Source organism: Dyella jejuensis (assembly GCF_044904675.1).
Classification (GTDB): Bacteria; Pseudomonadota; Gammaproteobacteria; order Xanthomonadales; family Rhodanobacteraceae; genus Dyella_B; species Dyella_B jejuensis.
In genome coordinates this window covers 16275-35658 of the sequence record NZ_JADIKJ010000009.1, presented here as the reverse complement: position 1 = coordinate 35658, position 19384 = coordinate 16275, and the positions used below count along the sequence as shown (strand labels likewise).

At 63.5% G+C, this 19384-nt stretch carries 22 protein-coding genes; 14 read left to right on the top strand and 8 right to left on the bottom strand.

What is annotated here, in order from left to right; all coding sequences use genetic code 11:
- The first annotated feature begins 125 nt into the window (after positions 1–125).
- The 5 genes from yajC (at position 126) to motB (ending at position 5448) form a co-directional block, all read left to right on the top strand.
- On the top strand, positions 126–455 hold the full coding sequence (gene yajC / locus ISP15_RS08965; protein WP_404546926.1) for a preprotein translocase subunit YajC: 330 nt from the start codon (positions 126–128) through the stop codon (positions 453–455).
- Between the two features lie 88 nt (positions 456–543).
- Positions 544–2436 carry a protein translocase subunit SecD gene (gene secD / locus ISP15_RS08960; RefSeq protein WP_404546925.1) on the top strand — a complete coding sequence of 631 codons (1893 nt, stop codon included), beginning with the start codon at positions 544–546 and terminating at the stop codon, positions 2434–2436.
- 9 nt (positions 2437–2445) lie between these two features.
- A complete protein-coding gene (secF, locus tag ISP15_RS08955) occupies positions 2446–3411 on the top strand; it encodes a protein translocase subunit SecF (RefSeq protein ID WP_404546924.1) in 966 nt (321 codons plus the stop codon).
- 214 nt (positions 3412–3625) lie between these two features.
- Positions 3626–4495: a flagellar motor stator protein MotA gene (motA, locus tag ISP15_RS08950; protein ID WP_404546923.1), complete on the top strand. Its 870-nt coding sequence runs from the start codon at positions 3626–3628 to the stop codon at positions 4493–4495.
- On the top strand, positions 4492–5448 hold the full coding sequence (motB, locus tag ISP15_RS08945; protein ID WP_404546922.1) for a flagellar motor protein MotB: 957 nt from the start codon (positions 4492–4494) through the stop codon (positions 5446–5448). The genes motA and motB overlap by 4 nt, the downstream gene beginning before the upstream one ends.
- 81 nt (positions 5449–5529) lie before the next feature.
- Here the strand turns inward: motB and murU are convergent, their stop codons facing one another.
- From murU to ISP15_RS08925, 4 genes are all read right to left on the bottom strand, one after another.
- Positions 5530–6216, bottom strand: a complete 687-nt coding sequence (murU, locus tag ISP15_RS08940) for an N-acetylmuramate alpha-1-phosphate uridylyltransferase MurU (protein ID WP_404546921.1) — start codon at positions 6214–6216, stop codon at positions 5530–5532.
- A complete protein-coding gene (locus ISP15_RS08935; protein ID WP_404546920.1) occupies positions 6213–7226 on the bottom strand; it encodes an aminoglycoside phosphotransferase family protein in 1014 nt (337 codons plus the stop codon). Before ISP15_RS08935 ends, murU begins: the two co-directional genes overlap by 4 nt.
- Before the next feature lie 89 nt (positions 7227–7315).
- Positions 7316–8692: an ammonium transporter gene (locus ISP15_RS08930; RefSeq protein ID WP_404546919.1), complete on the bottom strand. Its 1377-nt coding sequence runs from the start codon at positions 8690–8692 to the stop codon at positions 7316–7318.
- Positions 8682–9020 carry a P-II family nitrogen regulator gene (locus tag ISP15_RS08925; RefSeq protein ID WP_404547069.1) on the bottom strand — a complete coding sequence of 113 codons (339 nt, stop codon included), beginning with the start codon at positions 9018–9020 and terminating at the stop codon, positions 8682–8684. The genes ISP15_RS08930 and ISP15_RS08925 overlap by 11 nt, the downstream gene beginning before the upstream one ends.
- A gap of 247 nt (positions 9021–9267) precedes the next feature.
- On the opposite strand from ISP15_RS08925, the gene ISP15_RS08920 reads away from it, so the two are divergent.
- The 6 genes from ISP15_RS08920 to ISP15_RS08895 are packed head-to-tail and all read left to right on the top strand — an operon-like array spanning position 9268 to position 15067.
- Positions 9268–9729: an SUF system Fe-S cluster assembly regulator gene (locus ISP15_RS08920; protein WP_404546918.1), complete on the top strand. Its 462-nt coding sequence runs from the start codon at positions 9268–9270 to the stop codon at positions 9727–9729.
- Positions 9726–11207: a Fe-S cluster assembly protein SufB gene (gene sufB / locus ISP15_RS08915; RefSeq protein WP_404546917.1), complete on the top strand. Its 1482-nt coding sequence runs from the start codon at positions 9726–9728 to the stop codon at positions 11205–11207. The genes ISP15_RS08920 and sufB overlap by 4 nt, the downstream gene beginning before the upstream one ends.
- 2 nt (positions 11208–11209) lie before the next feature.
- The gene (locus tag ISP15_RS08910; RefSeq protein WP_404546916.1) at positions 11210–11671 is read left to right on the top strand and encodes a lysozyme inhibitor LprI family protein; all 462 of its coding nucleotides are present in this window, start codon (positions 11210–11212) and stop codon (positions 11669–11671) included.
- Positions 11672–11727: 56 nt separating this feature from the next.
- Positions 11728–12501, top strand: coding sequence for a Fe-S cluster assembly ATPase SufC (gene sufC / locus ISP15_RS08905; protein ID WP_404546915.1), 774 nt, complete (start codon positions 11728–11730; stop codon positions 12499–12501).
- The gene (gene sufD, locus ISP15_RS08900) at positions 12498–13811 is read left to right on the top strand and encodes a Fe-S cluster assembly protein SufD (RefSeq protein WP_404546914.1); all 1314 of its coding nucleotides are present in this window, start codon (positions 12498–12500) and stop codon (positions 13809–13811) included. Before sufC ends, sufD begins: the two co-directional genes overlap by 4 nt.
- An 8-nt stretch (positions 13812–13819) precedes the next feature.
- Positions 13820–15067 carry a cysteine desulfurase gene (locus ISP15_RS08895; protein WP_404546913.1) on the top strand — a complete coding sequence of 416 codons (1248 nt, stop codon included), beginning with the start codon at positions 13820–13822 and terminating at the stop codon, positions 15065–15067.
- A gap of 211 nt (positions 15068–15278) precedes the next feature.
- Here the strand turns inward: ISP15_RS08895 and ISP15_RS08890 are convergent, their stop codons facing one another.
- Together ISP15_RS08890 and ISP15_RS08885 are read right to left on the bottom strand one after the other, a co-directional pair.
- Entirely contained in the window at positions 15279–15719 is a 441-nt protein-coding gene (locus ISP15_RS08890; RefSeq protein WP_404546912.1) for a hypothetical protein, read from the bottom strand.
- On the bottom strand, positions 15716–16285 hold the full coding sequence (locus ISP15_RS08885) for an RNA polymerase sigma factor (protein WP_404546911.1): 570 nt from the start codon (positions 16283–16285) through the stop codon (positions 15716–15718). Before ISP15_RS08885 ends, ISP15_RS08890 begins: the two co-directional genes overlap by 4 nt.
- Before the next feature lie 132 nt (positions 16286–16417).
- Between ISP15_RS08885 and ISP15_RS08880 the strand changes: the two genes are divergently transcribed.
- The 3 genes from ISP15_RS08880 to ISP15_RS08870 all read left to right on the top strand — a co-directional run bounded on the left by ISP15_RS08880 (position 16418) and on the right by ISP15_RS08870 (position 17681).
- Positions 16418–16756 carry a hypothetical protein gene (locus ISP15_RS08880; RefSeq protein ID WP_404546910.1) on the top strand — a complete coding sequence of 113 codons (339 nt, stop codon included), beginning with the start codon at positions 16418–16420 and terminating at the stop codon, positions 16754–16756.
- 62 nt (positions 16757–16818) lie between these two features.
- On the top strand, positions 16819–17367 hold the full coding sequence (locus tag ISP15_RS08875) for a GNAT family N-acetyltransferase (RefSeq protein WP_404546909.1): 549 nt from the start codon (positions 16819–16821) through the stop codon (positions 17365–17367).
- Positions 17364–17681 (top strand): non-heme iron oxygenase ferredoxin subunit, encoded by a 318-nt coding sequence (locus ISP15_RS08870; protein WP_404546908.1) that lies wholly within the window; start codon positions 17364–17366, stop codon positions 17679–17681. The genes ISP15_RS08875 and ISP15_RS08870 overlap by 4 nt, the downstream gene beginning before the upstream one ends.
- A 43-nt stretch (positions 17682–17724) precedes the next feature.
- Here the strand turns inward: ISP15_RS08870 and ISP15_RS08865 are convergent, their stop codons facing one another.
- Together ISP15_RS08865 and ISP15_RS08860 are read right to left on the bottom strand one after the other, a co-directional pair.
- Positions 17725–18630 (bottom strand): efflux RND transporter periplasmic adaptor subunit, encoded by a 906-nt coding sequence (locus tag ISP15_RS08865; RefSeq protein ID WP_404546907.1) that lies wholly within the window; start codon positions 18628–18630, stop codon positions 17725–17727.
- Positions 18627–19382, bottom strand: a complete 756-nt coding sequence (locus ISP15_RS08860; RefSeq protein WP_404546906.1) for an ABC transporter ATP-binding protein — start codon at positions 19380–19382, stop codon at positions 18627–18629. The genes ISP15_RS08865 and ISP15_RS08860 overlap by 4 nt, the downstream gene beginning before the upstream one ends.
- Positions 19383–19384: the final 2 nt, after the last annotated feature.

Below are 19384 nucleotides of genomic sequence, written 5' to 3'. Positions count from 1 at the left end.
CCCGGACTGCTCCGGATGGAAGCCAGGGACAAACGCAAACGGCCGCACTCATGGCATAATCCAAGGTCTTTTATTGGGCGAGCGGCGAAAATTCCAGTCGCAGCCATAACTTGCGGGACAAGCTAATGAATCTTCCTACGACTATCGTGCTGGCGCAGGCTGCGCCGGGTGCTGCTGGCGGCGGCCTTTCCATGATCATCATGATGATCGTGCTGTTCGGCCTGATGTATTTCATGATGATCCGCCCCCAGATGAAGCGGCAGAAAGAGCACCGCCAGCTGGTGTCGGGCCTGGCCAAGGGCGACGAAGTGGTCAGCAATGGCGGCATCGCCGGCCGGGTCGATGAGGTGGGCGAGACGTTCATCACGGTCGAGATCGCGCCGAACGTGAAGATCAAGCTGCAGAAAAGCGCGGTCCAGCAGGTGCTGCCCAAGGGCACGTTGAAGGCGTCCTGACCGTTCCGGCGCGCCGACCGGTTTTCTTTCCCATGATCCATTCACGCTATTCCGTGGCCTGGCGCCGCGGTTCTTACGGATGCAAGGCATGAGCGATTTTCCACGCTGGAGATACTACCTGGTCGCCGTCGTACTGCTGCTGGGCATCCTGTATGCGCTGCCCAACGTGTACGTGCCGCTGCAGGCAGTGCAGGTCTCGGCCAGCCAGAACGCGGCAGTCGACCAGGCGTTGCAGCAGAAGATCACCGCTGCGTTGCAGGCCGCCAAGATTCCCTACGTCGATGAAAGCCTCAAGCACGACGCGAGCCGCGGCGATTATGTGCTGGTCGGTTTCGCCAACGGCGACCAGCAGAAAAGCGCCGCCGATGCGTTGAAGGCCGCGCTGGGCGACAACTACACCATCGCCTTCAATCTGGAGTCGACCGTGCCGCATTGGCTCAGCGCCATCGGCGGGCGTCCCATGCCCCTGGGCCTGGACCTGCAAGGCGGCGTGCGTTTCCTGATGGCGGTGGACCAGAACGACATCACCGACAAACAGGAAACGCGCTACACGCAAGATATCGCCGCGCTGTTGAAGGACAGGAAGATCTCCTTCGTCTCGGTAGCGCGCAATGCCACGCGCGGGCAGGGCGTCACGGTGATCCTGGGTTCGGCGGCAGACCGGTCGGCGGCCAGCGATGCCATCGCCACCGAGTACACCGACCTCGCCGTCACGGACGGCACCGCCACCGGCGACCGCTACGTGCTCAATGCCGTGATCAAGCCGGACAAGCTGCGTGACCTGCAGACCAGCGCGGTACGCCAGAACCTGGCAACCCTGAGCAACCGCATCAACGCGCTGGGCGTGTCCGAGCCGGTGATCCAGGCGCAGGGCGCCGACCACATCTCGGTCGAACTGGCCGGCGTGCAGGATCCGGCCGAAGCGAAGAAGGTGATCGGCGCCACCGCTACGCTGGAATACGTGGCCGGCCTCGGCGATGCGCGCGATCCGGCCGTGCAGGATGCGGTGAAGAGCGGCAACATTCCGCCGGATGCGCACCTGTACTACGGCAACCACGGCGAGCCCTTCCTGGTCAGCAAGACCATCATCGCCAGCGGCGACGAACTGGTGGATGCTTCCTCGGGCAACGATTCGCAGACCGGTTCGCCGATGGTCAGCGTCACGCTCAATTCGGCCGGCGCCGCGAAGATGCTGGACTTCACCCGCGATAACGTCGGCAAGCCGATGGCCGTGGTGTACGTCGAGCGTACTACCGATACCAAGCTGGTGGACGGCAAGGAAGTGCGCACGCCGAAAACCACTTACCGCGTGATCAACTACGCCACCATCAACGGCGTCTTCAGCAACAAGTTCCAGACCACCGGCCTGGGCAGCAACAAGGAAGCTTCCGAGCTTGCGCTGTTGTTGCGCGGCGGTTCGCTCGCCGCCTCCATGGATATCGTGCAGGAAGGCGTGATCGGTCCCAGCCTGGGCCAGGACAACATCGAAAAAGGCCTGAAGGCGGTGCTGCTGGGCCTGGGCCTGGTGCTGCTCGCGGCCGCCATCTACTACAAGTTGTTCGGGTTGGTGGCTGACGTCGCGCTGTTCTTCAACCTGGTGATCCTGGTGGCGGTGATGTCGATGATCGGCGTCACGCTCACCATGCCGGGCATCGCCGGTATCGTGCTGACGCTGGGCATGGCGATCGACGCCAACGTGCTGATCTGCGAGCGTGTGCGCGAGGAATTGCGCAACGGCTCCACGCCGCTGGCGGCGATCCGCGCCGGCTACGAAAAAGCCTGGGCGACCATTCTCGATGCCAACGTTACCCACCTTATCGCCGCGCTGGCGCTGACCACGATGGGCTCAGGCCCGATCAAGGGCTTCGGCGTCACGCTGCTGATCGGTATCCTGACCTCGATGTTCACCTCGGTCACGGTCACTCACGCGATCACCGCGCTGATTCACGGCGGCCGCAAGCTCAAGACGCTGTCGGTCTGAGGAACGCACATGGAAATTTTCAGCCATAACAGCAACGTTCACTTCCTCGGCCTGCGCAAGGTCAGCATCGGCATTGCCGTCCTGCTGATGGTCGCCTCGATCGCGCTGCTTGCCACGCGCGGCTTGAACTACGGCCTGGACTTCACCGGCGGCGTCAGCATCGGCGTTACCTACGACAAGTCGGTGTCGGTCGAGGACGTGCGCGCCGCGCTGGAAAAGGGCGGCATCGAGAACGCCGTGGTGCAGAGCGTGGGCGGCACGCGGCAGGTGGCGATCCGCTTCCAGCCCAAGGACGACAAGCACTATGCCGTGCAGGAGGGCAAGTCGCCCAACCTGGATGTGATCGCCGATGACGTCGGCAAGGCGCTGAAGGCCGCGCGTCCTGATGCCACGATTGCCGGCCGCGACTACGTCGGCCCGCAGGTGGGCGAAGAGTTGCGCAGCGACGGCGTCACTGCCGCGATCTTCGTGATCATCGGCATCGGCATCTATCTGTGGATCCGTTTCGAGCGCCGCTTTGCCATCGCTGCGCTCGCCACCGAAGTGCATGACGTGCTGGTCACGCTCGGCGTGATCTCGCTGGTGCAGCGTGAGTTCGATCTCACCGTGCTGGCCTCGGTGCTGGCGGTGATCGGTTATTCGATCAACGACAAGGTGGTAGTGTTCGACCGTATCCGCGAGCTGTTCCGCTCTTCGCGCAAGGCTGATCCGGAAGAGGTCCTCAACCGCTCGATCAACAGTACGCTGTCGCGAACCATCATCACCTCGCTGTTTACCGGCATTGCCATGGCGGCGCTGTTTTTCTTCGGCGGTCCGACGGTGCATGGCTTCGCGGTGACCATGCTGATCGGCATCCTGGTGGGTACCTTGTCCTCGATCTTCGTGGCCAGTCCGATCCTGTTGTGGCTGGGCGTGTCGAAGAAGGACCTGATGCCGGTGACCAAGGAAAATCCGGAATTGGCGCGTCGTCCCTGAGCGCTTTGCACCTATGCGGCAAAAACAAACGGCCCGATGATTCGGGCCGTTTGTTTTTGCGCGGCAAGTGCCTGCGCATATGACATGCAGCGTCACATGCGGGCAAAAAAATGCACCTGCGGTGTCGCAAACAGAGCGAACGCTCGCAAGCCTCAATTTCACGGCAGGCCGGTCGATAAGTTGGGCTGGGACATGGTGTCCCGATGGAGTCCGCATGCTTGTCCTGGTCGGTTCCCTGGTGGTGCTGTCTTGTGTATTGGGCGGCTATCTGCTTGCGCACGGCCATATCCTTGCGCTCTGGCAACCGTGCGAGCTGATGATTATCGGCGGCGGTTCGATCGGCGCGTTCTTGTCGGCCAATCCATCCAAGATCGTGAAGGAAGCGCTGCGCAGCATCGTCGCTTTGTTCAAAGGGCCGAAATACCGCAAGCAGGATTACGTTGATCTGCTCGCGCTGCTGTATGACCTTTTCGGCGTGATACGCAAGCAGGGATTGCTTGGACTCGAATCGCATATCGAAGATCCGCAGGCGAGCCCGGTATTCAGCGCTTATCCGCGTTTGGTGAAAGAGCACGACTTGATCGAGTTCATCACCGATTGCCTGCGGCTGATGGTCGGCGGCAACATGAATCCGCACGAGCTGGAGCAGTTGCTCGAAGTGGAATTGGAAACGCATCAGCACGAAGCCGAAGCGCCGGCGCTGGCCGTGCTGAAGATGGCCGACGCGCTGCCAGGCTTCGGTATTGTCGCGGCTGTGCTCGGTATCGTGACCACGATGTCGCAGCTGGGTGGGGATACCTCGCAGATCGGCGAGCACATCGCCGGGGCGCTGGTCGGTACGTTCCTTGGAATTCTGCTTTGCTACGGCTTCGTTGGCCCGCTCGGCGCGGCGATGGAAAGCCGCGTGCATGAAGACGGTCGCGCGTTCGAGTGCGTGAAAGTGGCGCTGTTGGCGAGTCTGCGCGGTTATAACCCGAAAGTGTCGGTCGAGTTCGCGCGCAAGACGTTGTCGCCCCAGACACGCCCGAATTTCCAGGATTTCGAGGAACATCTCAAAGGTGCCCGCGCCGGTGCCCCGGCGTGAGCGAGAGCGACAGTGAAATGCTGATCGTGGTGCGTCGTTCGCGGCGCAAGAAACACGGTCACCACGGCGGCGCATGGAAAGTGGCCTATGCCGACTTCGTGACCGCCATGATGGCGTTCTTCCTGGTGATGTGGCTGATCGGTGTTGGCACCAAGCAGCAGCGGGCCGCCATCGCCGAGTATTTCAAGAATCCCAGCATGACACCCGGTACGGCCTCCATGGCGCCGCCCGGCAAGATGGGTCCGGGCGGCGCAAGCGACAGTGCGATCAAGTTGGGTGGTGCGATGGATATGCCGCATGGTCCGGGCAAGGATCGTCGCGCGGCATCCCGCCCGGATGCCGCGAACGTGGAAAAGCTGGCGCGCGAGCAAGAGCAGGCGCGGCTCGAAAACCTGATGCAGCAAATGCATGCCGCGATCGAAAAAAGCCAGGCATTGGCGCCGTTCAAGGACCAGCTGCTGCTCGACATCACGCCGGAAGGCCTGCGCATCCAGATTGTCGATAAGCAGAACCGCCCGATGTTCGATACCGGCAGCGCCACGCTCGAACCCTATACCGTCGCGATTCTTCATGAGTTGGCCGGTTTTATCGGCGAGGCTCCGAACAAAGTCAGCATCTCCGGCCATACCGATGATGCGCCTTACAGTGGCGCGGCCAGCTACAGCAATTGGGAACTCTCCGCCGATCGTGCCAATGCCGCGCGGCGTGCCTTGCTGGAGGGGGGACTGGTGGAGGACAAGATCGCCCGCGTCGTCGGGCTGGCCGCTTCTGTGCCGTTCGACAAGGCTGATCCAGGCGACCCGATCAATCGGCGCATCAGCATCATCATGATGACCAAGCAGGCGCAGGACGCGGCGCTGTCGCAGGAACAGGCGGATGGTGCGCAAGTCGTCAAGCCGGTAACGGATCCCTCGGTTTCCGTTGTAAAACTCATCTCGCCAAGCGCGCCGTAGCGTCGCAGTGCCTGCTTCGTGGTTCTTTCGGAACGGGAGCGGCGTCATCGCAACTGCTTTCCCTCCCAGTTGAAGGCGGCGCTAAGGATGGGCGTTCAGCATTGCAAGTCGTTCCGGTGTGCCGACGTCGGTCCACTGTCCCCGATGATGGCTGCCGCTGACGCCATCGCGTGCCATGGCGGTCTGCAATAGCGGCCTTAGCTTGAAGCGCGGGGGTTGTACCTCGGGATCGGCGATGGATGGCCATCCATCCAGCAATTCGCGCCGGAACACGCCAATACCGCTGTAGGTCAGGAGTTTCGTGCCCGCATCGTGCAGCAGGCCGTTATCGTCGAGCGCAAAATCGCCTTCGGGGTGATGCGGCGGATTGTCCACCATCAACAAATGCGCAACACCGGGTGGCTCGGCCGGCAATGCGCCGAAATCGGCATCGGTCCATATATCGCCGCTGACGGCGATGAACGGTTCCGGCCCGAGCAACGACAGCGCGTTGAGTATCCCGCCACCCGTTTCCAGCGGAGCGGGGCCTTCGTAGGCATAGCGGATGCGCAAGCCCCAGCGCGAGCCGTCGCCCAGTGCTTCGGGAAACTGTTCGGCGAGGTGCGAGGTGTTGATCACCACGTCATGCACGCCCATCGCGGCGAGCTTTTCCAGGTGCCATGCGATCAGCGGTTTGCCGCGGGCGACCAATAAAGGTTTTGGGATGTGATCGGTCAGCGGGCGCATGCGTTCGCCCAGTCCCGCCGCAAAGATCAGCGCGTGCCTCATGCGTTGGCAACCCTGGTCAGGTCGATGCCATGGGCATGCCGTTCGAGCAATGCGACGAAGCCGGCCAGTTCGGGATAGCCGCGGGCGACGGAGGTCACGTAGTGATAGATGCGCGGCACATCGGCGAGGTAACCCGGTTTTCCGTCGCGGTACCACAGTCGATAGAACTGCCCCAGGACGCGGATGTGACGATGCAGGCCCGTCAGGTCGAACCAGCGCTGGAAACGTTCGCGGCCGATGTGATGGCCGATCAGGCCGGCGTCTTTCAATCGCAGTCGGTACGACTCCACCCACGCCTCGACGCGCTCGCGTTCCCACGCGATGTAGGCGTCGCGCAGCAGCGAAGCGAGATCATAGGTGAGGGGACCGGCGAGCGCGCCCTGGAAATCGATGATGCCCGGATTGTTGCGCTCGACGATCAGCAGATTGCGGCTGTGGAAATCGCGATGCACGAAGCAGCGCGGCTGTTCCAGCGCATTGTCGATGATGCGTTCGAAAGCATCGTGCAATATCTGTTGTTCTGATGGAGTGGGGACATGGCCCAAGTGCCGGTCCAGGAACCACTCCGGCATCACCGCCAGGCCGGTTTGCAACAGGGTGCGATCGAACGGCGGCAGGTCGCTGCAATCCATGCGGGTTTGCATGCGCAGCAGTGCGTCCATGGCGTCGCTGTAGAGCGCGTCGGCGTTGTCATCGCGAAGCTCCGGCAGGTACAGCCGCGTACCGAGATCCTCGATCAGCAGGAAACCCTGCACGAGATCATGTGCGTGCACGGCTGGCACGTGCAGGCCGGCGGCGGCAAGTTGCTGGCCGATCGCCAGCCACGGGCGCGGATCTTCCTGCGCCGGCGGCGAATCCATCACGATCCAGCTGCGGCCATCGTGGCGGGTGCGCCAGTAGCTGCGGAAACTTGCATCGGATGACGCCGGTTCCAGCTCCAGCGAAGCGTCGCCAAGAGCCGTGCGCGTCCAGGCGAGTCGGGCGACGCTGCGGTGGGAGGTGTGATCCATGAGGAGCAAGGGCGAGTAAAGAGGAGAGTGGCAAGCATGCTGCAACCGCAGCGCGCTATCTTCTCATCCCTTTCTACGATTTTCCCGCCTCACGAGAGGTTGTACGCGCGCTCCTCGTGTTCGGCGATATCCAGGCCGACTTGTTCCTGTTCCGCGGTGACGCGCAGTCCGATGGTCAGGTCGACCAGCTTCAACAGCACCCAGCTCGTCACGGCGCTCCACGCGATGGTGAAACCCACGCCTTTGGCCTGGATCCACAGCTGCGCGAGTGGCGAGGTCACGCTGCCGTCGAAGCCGCCCCATGCCGGCGCGGCAAACACGCCGGTCAGCAGGGCGCCGACGATGCCGGCGATGGCATGCACGCCGAACACGTCCAGCGTGTCGTCGTAACCCAGTTTGTGTTTCAGGCGCGTGGCGGTAAAAAAGCACACCGCGCCGGCTGCGAAGCCAAGGATCAGCGCGCCGCCGGGGCCAGCGGTTCCGGCGGCGGGGGTGACCGCGACCAGGCCGGCGACCGCGCCGGAGGCAATGCCGAGCACGCTGGCGCGCTTGTGCACGTACCACTCCACGGCAACCCAGCCAATCGCCGCCGCCGCCGTCGCGATCTGCGTGACCAGCATCGCCATGCCTGCGCTGCCATTGGCCGCCACCGCCGAACCGGCGTTGAAGCCGAACCAGCCCAGCCATAGCAGGCTGGCGCCGATCACCGTGTAGCCCAGGTTATGCGGCGGCATATGCGTATGCGGATAGCCACGGCGCTTGCCCAGCATCAGGCAGGCGACCAGTCCGGCAATGCCGGCATTGATATGCACCACGGTGCCGCCGGCGAAATCGAGCACGCCCAGGTCGCCCAGCAGCGAACCCGGTCCGCTCCACACCATATGGGCCATCGGCAGGTAGGCGAAGGTAAGCCACAGGCCGCTGAACCACAGCATGGCGCTGAATTTCATGCGCTCGGCATAAGCGCCCACGATCAATACCGGCGTGATGATCGCGAAGGTCAGCTGGAACATCACGTACACGCTTTCCGGCACGGTCTGGTAAAGCGATGACGGCGTCAGCCCGGCCAGCATCACGCGATCGAAGCCGCCGATAAGCGAGTGCCAGTTGGTGACCGCCGCGTGCATGCCTTCGGTACTGAAGGCCATGGAATAGCCATAGACCAGCCACAGCACGGTCACCAGCGAAGTGATCGCCAGGCACTGCATCATCACCGACAGCAGATTCTTGGCCCGCACCATGCCGCCGTAGAACAAGGCGGCACCGGGAATCGTCATCATCAGCACGAAAGTGCTGGCGACGATCATCCATGCGGTATCGCCGCTGTCGAGCCTGGCCGCCGCGGCGGTTTGCGCCGTGGCGGAGAGCGGCAGGCCCAGGCCCGTTGCCGCGATGGCGAGACGGCGCAGGCTCCGGCCGCTGGCCCGCCCCGATGCCCATTGCGTGATTCCCGGCCTAGAGCGCATCGGCGTCGACCTCCTGCGTGCGGATGCGGACGACTTGCTCCAGCTCGCTCACGAAGATCTTGCCGTCGCCGACTTTGCCGGTGCGGGCGGCCCGGGTGATCGCCTCGATCACCAGCTCGACCTGATCCTCGGCGACCGCCAGTTCGATTTTCAGCTTGGGCAGGAAGTCGACGACGTACTCCGCGCCACGGTATAGCTCCGTATGCCCGCGCTGGCGGCCGAAACCCTTGACCTCGGTGACGGTCATGCCCTGTACGCCAGCCTCGCCGAGCGCCTCGCGCACATCGTCCAGGGTGAAGGGCTTGATGATCGCGGTGATCCATTTCATGCGCGGCGGTTCTCCCAGCGGTTTGTTGCAACACAGCAGATTGCGTGCCAGCAAACCGGGGGAGGCGAAAAGCCGATAGTTACGCGGTTTCACGGCCAGGGCCGGACGAAGGGAAGGTGTCTGGTGCTGCGTTATGGTGCGTCGGTTGTCCATAATGGTGCGCACGATACCTGCCGGGTCCGTCTCGTTGACCGTATGGCGCTCAATCTGTACCATTTTAGTCTGGATTACGCGATGACCCTCCCCCATGTTTCGTGTCAGCCGACTGACGGACTACGCCACCGTGGTGATGACTTGCATCGCCGCGCATCCCGGCAATGTCCTCAGCACCGCCCAGATTGCCGAGGAAACCCATCTGGAATTGCCCACCGTCAGCAAATTGCTGAAGTCGCTGGGACACGCCGGACTGGTGGATTCCTTCCGCGGCGTCAACGGCGGCTATCGCCTGGCGCGACCGCCGGTCGAGATCAGCCTGGCCGAGATCGTGGAGGCGATGGAAGGGCCGCTGGGCATGACCGAATGCAGCATCGGCGACGGCCACTGCGAGCGCGAAGCGCAATGTGGCGTGCGCGGCAGCTGGCAACGTATCAACCACGTACTGGATAACGCATTGCGCACGATGAGCCTGGCGGACATGTTGCGTCCGATCGCCTCCGCCCCTCCGGCCACGATCGCGCTTACCGAATTGAAAGGCAGGACCGCATCATGACCATTGAGAGCAGGACCCTCCAAGCCGATAGCCCCGCGGTGCTGCGCGACAACGCCGACGTCGCAGCCGCGCTTGGCCGCCGCTACGAAGCCGGCTTCGTCACCGAGATCGAAACCGACAGCCTGCCGCCGGGCCTGTCCGAGGACGTCGTGCGCCAGCTTTCCGCGCTGAAAGGCGAGCCGGAATGGATGACCGAATGGCGGCTCAAGGCCTATCGCCACTGGCTGACGATGCCGACGCCGCACTGGGCCAAGCTCAACATCGCGCCGATCGATTTCCAGGCGATCAGCTATTACGCCTCGCCGAAGAACCGTCCCAAATCGCTCGACGAGGTCGATCCCAAGCTGCTGGAAGCCTATGACAAGCTCGGCGTGCCATTGCACGAGCGGGCCAAGCTGGCTGGCGTGGCGGTGGACGCGGTGTTCGATTCGGTGTCCGTAGGCACCACTTTCCGCAAGGAGCTGGCCGAAGTCGGCGTGATCTTCTGCTCGATGAGCGAGGCGATCCGCGAATACCCGGAGCTGGTGCAGCGATACCTCGGCAGCGTGGTACCGACGGGCGATAACTACTTCGCCGCGCTGAACTCGGCGGTGTTTTCCGACGGCTCGTTCGTGTTCATTCCCAAGGGCGTGCGCTGCCCGATGGAGCTGTCCACCTATTTCCGTATCAATGCCGGCCATACCGGCCAGTTCGAGCGCACGCTGATCATCGCCGAAGAAGGCGCATCGGTGTCCTACCTCGAAGGCTGCACCGCGCCGATGCGCGACGAGAACCAGTTGCATGCCGCGGTAGTGGAACTGGTCGCGCTGGAACAGGCCAACATCAAGTATTCGACCGTGCAGAACTGGTACCCGGGCGATGAAGAAGGACGTGGCGGTATCTATAACTTCGTGACCAAGCGCGGCGACTGCCGCGGCGATGATTCCAAGATTTCCTGGACCCAGGTGGAAACCGGCTCCGCGATCACCTGGAAATATCCCAGCTGCGTGTTGCGCGGCGACCGTTCGGTAGGCGAGTTCTACTCGGTGGCGCTCACCCATCACCGCCAGCAGGCCGATACCGGTACCAAGATGATCCATATCGGCAAAGGCACCAAATCCAAGATCGTGTCCAAGGGCATCAGCGCGGGACGCAGTTCCAACAGCTATCGCGGCCTGGTGAAAGTGGAGAAGGGCGCCGAGGGCGCGCGCAACTATACCCAGTGCGATTCGCTGCTGATCGGCAAGCAATGCGGCGCGCACACCTTCCCGTATATGGAAGTGAAGAACCCCGGCGCGATCGTCGAACACGAGGCGACCACCTCGAAGATTTCCGACGATCAGCTGTTTTACTGCCGTTCGCGCGGCATCGGCGAAGAAGACGCGGTATCGATGATCGTCGACGGCTTCTGCAAGCAAGTGTTTCGCGAACTGCCGATGGAGTTTGCGGTGGAAGCCAAAAAGCTGCTGGAGATTTCGCTGGAAGGCGCGGTGGGTTGAGCATGCCGAATCTGCCGACCAACTATGTTGGGGCCATGTGGCTGACTGCCCTGGCATTAAGCGGTACATCCATGGCCGCCGCCACGCCGGCAGCGGCTCCGGGCGCCGCATGCATGGACAACGCCTCATCGCAATCGGCAATGACCGGCTGCGCCATCAAGGGCCTGGATGCCGCAGACCAGGAGCTCAACCAGGTCTATCGGCAGGTGTTGCACAAGTACGCCGGTGATCCGGAGTTCGTGGCCCGGCTGAAGGTCGCGCAGAAAGCGTGGCTGGCCTTTCGCGATGCCGAATTGGCGGCGCGCTTTCCGCACAGCGACAAGAGCGACTACGGCAGCGTGTATCCCATGTGTGCCGATAACGAACTCGAAGCGATGACCCGCAAGCGTACCGACGCATTGCGCGCATGGCTCAAGGGTGCCGCAGAAGGCGACGTTTGCGCCGGTTCCTACCGGCACCCATGAGCGGCATCTGGCAAAACCATTCGGCCTGAAGCGGCCGGCAACGGAATAGTGGATTTATGTTGAAGATCGAAAACCTGCACGCCCGGGTCGAGGGCAAGGACATCCTCAAGGGACTCACGCTCACCGTGAAGCCGGGCGAGGTGCACGCCATCATGGGGCCCAATGGCGCCGGCAAGTCGACGCTCGGCAATGTGTTGTCCGGTCGCGACGGCTATGAAGTCACCGCAGGTTCCGTGCTGTTCGAAGGCCACGACCTGCTGGCGCTGGAACCGGAGGAACGTGCCGCGATGGGTGTGTTCCTGGCATTCCAGTACCCGGTGGAAATTCCCGGCGTGAACAACACTTATTTCCTGCGTGCCGCGCTCAATGCGCAGCGCAAGCGGCGTGGCGAAGCGGAGCTGGATTCCATGCAGTTCCTCAAGCTGGTGCGCGAAAAGCTCAAAATCATGCAGATCTCCGATGAGTTGCTGCACCGCGCCGTCAACGAAGGCTTCTCGGGCGGTGAAAAGAAGCGCAACGAGATTTTCCAGATGGCCGTGCTGGAGCCGAAACTGGCGATCCTCGACGAAACCGATTCTGGCCTGGATATCGACGCGCTCAAACAGGTGGCGCAAGGCGTGAACGCCTTGCGCTCGCCGGAACGCGCCTTCCTGATGATCACGCATTACCAGCGCCTGCTCGATTACATCGAACCGGATGTCGTGCATGTGCTGGCCGATGGCCGGATTGTTGAAAGCGGCGACAAGTCGCTGGCGCTGAAGCTGGAGGAACATGGTTATGCATGGATCACCGAGCGCGATCCCGCGCTGGCTTCCGAGGTGCGCGCATGAGCCAGTCGCCGGCATCCGTGCCCTTTATCGACGGATTGCGCGGCGCCGCCGGCCTGCGCCTGCCCGGCAGCGGCCTTGCCTGGCTGGATGCCGCGCGCCGCGAAAACCTGGAGGCGTTCGTGGCGGCCGGCCTGCCGGATACGCGCGCGGAAGCCTGGAAGTACACCGCATTGCGGGCCCTGGGCCAGCGCCGATTCGCGCTGGGCGATCCGGAGGCGGGCACACGTGCGATCGATCCTCATGCGCTGGCGCTTCCCGGTATCGATGGTCCGCGCCTGGTGTTCGTCAACGGGGTATTCCGTTCCGATCTGTCGCGGCTTGAAGCATTGCCGCCCGGACTGACCCTGCAGCCGCTGTCGCGGGTGCTGGAGCAGGATCCCGAACCATTGCGCTTCGCGCTCAGCCGCCACTATCGCGAAAACAGTGATGCCTTCGCGCGGCTCAATGCGGCGCTGGCCGGCGACGGCGTGGTACTGCGTGTCGCTGCCGGCGTGCGGATCGGCAAGCCGGTGCAATTGTGTTTCGTCGGCGCGCCGGCTGCGGGCGATCTCGCGTGGCATGTGCGTAACGTGATCGAACTGGGCGAGGGCGCCGAACTTCATCTTGTCGAACACCATCTGGCTACCGCGCAGCATCGGCACCTGGGTACGCTGGTCAGCGATATCCTGGTCCAGGATGGCGCGGCCTTGCAGCATACGCTGCTGCAGAATGCAGCCGAAGACAGCAGCCTGGTCCGGCGCGGCAGCGTGCGCCTGGGCGCGCGCGCGCGCGCCACGATGCATGTGCTCGAACTGGGCGGCGCGCTGGTCCGGCACGACTTGCAGGCCGAACTGCGTGGCGATGAGGCGCGCCTGGATACGCGCGGCGTGTTCGTGCTGCGTGGTCGCCAGCATGTCGATACCCAACTTTCTATTCACCACCAGGCCTTGAATACGGCCTCCGAATCCATCTGGCGCGGTGTCGCCGATGAGCGTTCGCGCGGCGTGTTTCGTGGGGCGATCGTGGTGGCGGAGGGTGCGGACGGCAGCGACGCCAGCCTCAGCAACAAGAACCTGTTGCTCTCGGCGCTGGCCGAGATCGATACCAAGCCGGAGCTGGAAATCTACGCGGACGAGGTCAAGGCCGCGCACGGTGCCACGGTCGGACAGCTCGACGAACGCGCGTTGTTCTACCTGCGTTCGCGCGGCCTGCCGCATGGCGAGGCGCGCGGGTTGCTTACGGCGGCGTTCTGCCGTGCCGTCTTCGCGGCACTGCCGAACGACACCTTGCGCGAGTATTTTTCCGACGCGCTGCTTGCGCACCTGCCCTGAACATCCTTATGAACGCCAAGCCCAGCCAACCCTCCGGCGACTTCGACGTGCAGCGCGTGCGCGCGGATTTTCCGTTGCTGTCGCGCACGATGCACGGCAAGCCGCTGGTGTATTTCGACAACGCCAATACCAGCCAGAAGCCATGGCAGGTGATCGAGGCGGTCGATCGTCATTATCGCGAGCACAACGCCAATGTCGCGCGCGCCGTGCATCAGCTGGGCGAGGAGGCGACGGCGGCTTACGAAAGCGCGCGCGACAAGTTGGCTGCGTTCATCCATGCCGGTTCGCGCGATGAGCTGGTGCTTACGTCGGGCACGACCCAGTCGATCAACCTGGTGGCTTACAGTTATGCGTTGCCACACCTGCAGCCGGGCGATGCGATCGTTACCACGGTGATGGAACACCACGCCAACATCGTGCCATGGCAACTGGTTGCCGCGCGTGCCGGCGCCACCGTGAAGGCCGCACCGATCGACCAGCGCGGCGAATTGATCCTGGAAAAGTTTTTCGAACTGCTGACCCCGGAAGTAAAGCTTGCCTGCGTCACGCATGTCTCCAACGTGCTCGGTACAGTCAATCCCGTGCGCGAGATCGCGCGCGAGTGCCGCCGGCGCGGCATTCCCTTGCTGGTGGACGGATCGCAGGCGGTGCCGCATCGCCCGGTCGATGTGCAGGCCTTGGGCTGCGATTTCTACGCCCTGACCGGCCATAAGATGCTGGCTCCCACCGGCACCGGCGCCTTGTGGGCAAAACGCGAACACCTGCAGGCCATGCCGCCGTTCTTCGGTGGCGGCGAGATGATCCGTGAAGTGCGCTTCGACGGCACCACCTTCGCCGAGCCGCCGCACAAGTTCGAGGCAGGCACGCCGAACATTGCCGGTTTCGCCGGCGTGGGCGCGGCGATCGATTACGTGCAATCGACCGGCTTTGATGCGATCCGCGCGTGGGAGCATGAACTGTTGGCCTATGCCACCGCGCGCCTGCACGAGATTCCCGGCGTGCGCATCGTCGGCGAGGCGCTAGACAAAGAGCCGGTGATCTCGTTCCTGCTCGAAGGTGCGCAGGCCACCGATATGGCGACGCTGCTCGACCTGGAAGGCGTGGCGGTGCGCTCAGGCCATCACTGCGCGCATCCGTTGATGCAGTTCTACGGCGTGCCGGCCACGCTGCGCGCATCGTTGGCGTTCTATAACACGCGCGAGGAAATCGATATTTTCATCGCCGCGCTGTTGAAGGTGCGCAAGCTGCTGCTCTGATGGGCTTTGGCGCCCTCTTCCCTTACGGGGTGAGAGCCATCTCGCGAGCAAGCTATTTTTTTCGCCAAGGCAAAAAGGCAGCCGTTCGCGTCAGCGATAAATAGCGCGGCAAGCCTGGCCCCTCACCCCGGCCCCTCTCCCCGAAGAGGAGAGGGAGCAGGGACGCCTGGCACTCTCTCCTGCGAGAGAGGTGCAGAACTGGCGCATCGCTTCATGCTTCTTTCCGGCGAAGGGCCTGTTCCAGCGCAACAGGCAACGCCACTGCGACTGTCAACGCGATCAGCCATGGATTGGTCATCGCGCGCAGCGGTAGCGCAGGGCGAAGCAGGGACAGCCAGGCACCGCCATAAACCGCCATGAGCACAAGCAGCAGCGCGATCCACACGCCGAGCATGGCCCAGCTCAGCCAGAGTTCGAGCCGCATGCCGCTCGTCGCGTGGCGATGGGCCTGCAAGGCGGTCCGGCAAGCGAAATCGGTGGGCAGATTTTCATCCAGCGGTCGACGTAGCGCGCGTGCTACCAGGCGATAGCGGTGCAACGCATCGTCACCGCGAGCGTCGAGGTTGAGCCGCTCGGCCTGGAGCGCCTGTTCCTGCAGCATCCATTCGTGTTCCACATCCTCGTCGCGAGGGGCTGGCGGTTGCTGGTTCATGGCGATACTCCGTGCTCGAGTTCGAGCAGTTCACGCAAGCGCAGGCGTGTGCGAAACAGGTGACTCTTGATAGTGCCGGTGGCGAGGCCGGTGATAACGGCAATCTCGCCGATAGGCAGTTCATCCAGGTGATAAAGCGTGAGCAGGGTGCGTTGCAGCGGCGGCAAGGCTTCGATGGCGGCATGCAGATGCGCCGCCGCTTCGGTATCGGCGTAGGCGGCTTGCAGGTCGAAGCCGTCGCTGATGTTCTCGACCCCTTCGAAACCATCGTCCCCAGCGGGTTCAAGCAGCGCAATGCGCTTGCGCTCCAGGTGCCGCAGGGCGACGTGATAGGCAATGCGTCCGATCCACGATTTCAGGGCGCTTTCGTAGCGATACTGGCGCAGGTTCTGGTGCACGCGCAGGAACGTGTCCTGGCAGAGCTCGCGCGCATCTTCCGGATGGCGCACCATGCGATGGATGATGTGCCAGCACAATCCCTGATGCTCGCGCACCAGCCGCTCGAACGCGCCGGGCGCGTTCGCGAGTACGGCCTGGACGAGCGGGCGATCCGTGGAATGGCTCATGTGGCGCAGGGTTCCTTGATCTTTTGATAGATGCAACCAGCGACCTTCCGGTTGCAGCTGCTGCAACCATGGGCTGCCTTCGCGTATCTTGGTATCCGTCGGCGACGGTGCGCCCCTTTCTTGGAGTAGATCATGGACAAGCACGTAATAGTGCCGCTGGTGCTGTTCCTTGGTGTCACCTTCGCCGTCGCCTACGTCATCCAGCTGCTGGTCCATGCGCGGATCCGCATCAAGACGCTGCAGACCTGCGATTCGAAGGAGCTGGTCGAATCGATCGTGCAGGGTGAAGACCACCGTAGGCGGATGGCCTCGTTGCGTTGGGGCCTCGTGCTGGTGCTTGAGGCATTGGCCTTCGGGATCATCCAATGGCTGGGCTGGACCACCATTACACCCGGCGTGGTCGCCGTGCTGATAGGAGCTTTCGGGCTGGCTTCGCTTATCTTCTTTGCGCTGGCGCGGCGGATGGGCTGACTGGCGGTCTGGCAATCCGACTGCCCCTATGGCGGGGATGGCGCGCGGATTATCATTTGGCGATGACTTCCGATATCGCTCCTGTTTTCCGCGCCGCCGTTGCAGCGGACATTGCCGCCATCGTCGCCCTGGTGGAGTCCGCCTATCGCGGTGAAGCCGGCCGCCGTGGCTGGACCACCGAATCCGATCTGCTCGACGGCCGCCGCACCGATGCCGAAAGTGTCGCCGAGCTGCTGGGTTCTCCCGACAGCGCGGTATTGCTGGCGCTGGTCGACGACACGATGCTGGCGTGCTGCCATCTCCAACGCCATGGCGATTCGGCCTATTTCGGCATGTTCGCCGTCGATCCCGCGCGACAAGGTGGCGGGCTGGGGCGGCAGGTGCTGGCGGAGGCGGAGCGTTTCGCGCGGGAAGCGTGGCGCTGTCGCGCGATGCACATGAAAGTGATCGACCTGCGCAGCGAATTGATCGCCTGGTACGAACGCCGCGGTTATCGGCGCACCGGCGACTATTCGCCGTTTCCCTACGGCGATGAACGCTTTGGCATACCGCGCCGCGATGACCTGCGCTTTGAACGGATGGTCAAGGATTTCCCCGGGGTGCTGGCATGAGCGAAGCCTGGGTGGAAGTGTGCACCCGCTCGGAGCTGTTGCCCGGCGAATACAAGGTGGTATGGGATGGCGATACGGCCATCGCCGTATTCAACGTCGACGGCGATCTCTATGCGGTGGAAGATGTCTGCACCCACGACGGTGGCGAACTGGCGGGCGGCGAAGTGATCGGTTTCGAAGTGGAGTGCCCACGGCATGGCGCACGCTTCGACGTCCGCACGGGTGAACCGACTTGCCCGCCCGCCTACGAACCGATCGCGCGCTTCCCGGTGCGCGAAGCGGATGGCTTGATCTGGACGCGCGACGACCGCTGAAATAGCGCGGGTCGGGCATCGGCCCTGCGTTGAAAGGCTGCTTCTAACCTTTGGTCGCGCCGAACTTCACCATTACCCGCTGTCCGATGCGCAGCGGTGTCGCGGGTGGCTGGTCCAAGGTGAGCACGCATTCCACCGAGCGGGTGTTGGCGCGCACCTGTGGGTCGTCTTCCAGTGTGCTGGCGCCGAATACCTCGCCGACGCGCAAGACGTGCGCCTGCAAGGGCGATGCACCGCTGCCGCTGTCGTCGTCCACTTCGGCGGCCATGCCGTCGTGCACGACGCCGACGAAAGATTCATTGAGTTCGGCGCGCACGATGCGCGGTGCATCCGGCAACAGCACGAAGATCGGACCGGTCGCGGGCGAAACGGAAGCGCCGGGCTGGACCGAGCGCTGCACGATCTGGCCATCGACCGGTGCGTGCAGGCTGCGCAGGCCCAGCTGATAACGGGCGCCGGCGACTTTCTGCGCAGCCAGGGCGGCGCCGGCCCGTGCATTATCCAATTCGGCCTGTGCCTGTTGTGCTGCTTCGCGGGCATCGTCCGCGCTCTGTACGTCGCCGGCGCCGGCCTTGGCCGCCTGTTCCAGTCGCGTCGCGCGCAAGCGAGTGGACGTCACGCGCGCTTCCAGGGCGTGCGCTTGCGCGGTCGCCTGCTGTTGTTCGGCCAGCGCCGAATCCAGCGCCAGCTTGGCCGGTTCGGGATCGGTCGCGGCGAGCAATTGGCCCTTTTGCACGTGTTCGCCTTCATGTACAGCGACGCTGGTCACCACGCCTGCGCTGGGCATGGTCAGCTTTAGCAGGCCGCCTTCGATATCGATGCGCCCACGCGCCACCGCCGCGTAGGCCGGAACAGCAGCCTTGCTGGTCGTCGCCGCATCATCGTGCGAGCAGCCGGCCAACAGCGCGACGGCAAGGGCAAGCGGGAGCCGAAGGTGGCGCAGATTCATGCAGAGGGCTCCTTGGCCTCGGATGCGACGGGTGATGCGAGCGGGACATGGTCGCTCAGAATCCGGCCATCTTCCATGGCCAGTACGCGGTCGGCATGGCCCACCAGGCGCGGATCATGACTGACGCACAGCACCGTGGTGCCATGCGCGCGGGCGATGCGATGCAGGATATCGATCACGACCTGCCCATTGGCCGCATCCAGCGCGCTGGTCGGCTCATCGGCGAACAGCAGTTCCGGTTGCTTGGCCAGCGCACGGGCAATCGCCACGCGCTGTTTCTCGCCGCCGGACAGTTCGGCCGGCCGCAATCGCATACGCGGACCCAATCCAACTTCCTCCAGCGATTCCACTGCGCGCTTGCGCGCCAGGCCTTTGGTCAAACCCATATAGCTCAGCGGCAGTTCCACTTGTTCCAGAGCGGTCAGCGCAGGAAACAGGTTGAAGCCCTGGAAGACGAAGCCGGTGTGCTGCAGGCGGAAGGTTTCCAGTGCGCGCATGCTCAGTCCGTTGAGCTCGTGTCCCAAGGCGCGCACCTGGCCGGCATCGGCCGGCTGCAGGCCGCTGAGAATCGCCAGCAGCGTGCTCTTGCCGCAGCCGGACGGACCGGAGATCAAGGTCAGCTCGCTGGCGCGCACCTCTAGTGTCAGGTCGTGCAGCACGGTGCTCTGCACGCGGCCGGACACGAACGACTTGCGTACCCCGCGAGCCTGCAGTGCCGGTGTCGAAACAGATGCATGGGGCGCGATAGGCATGG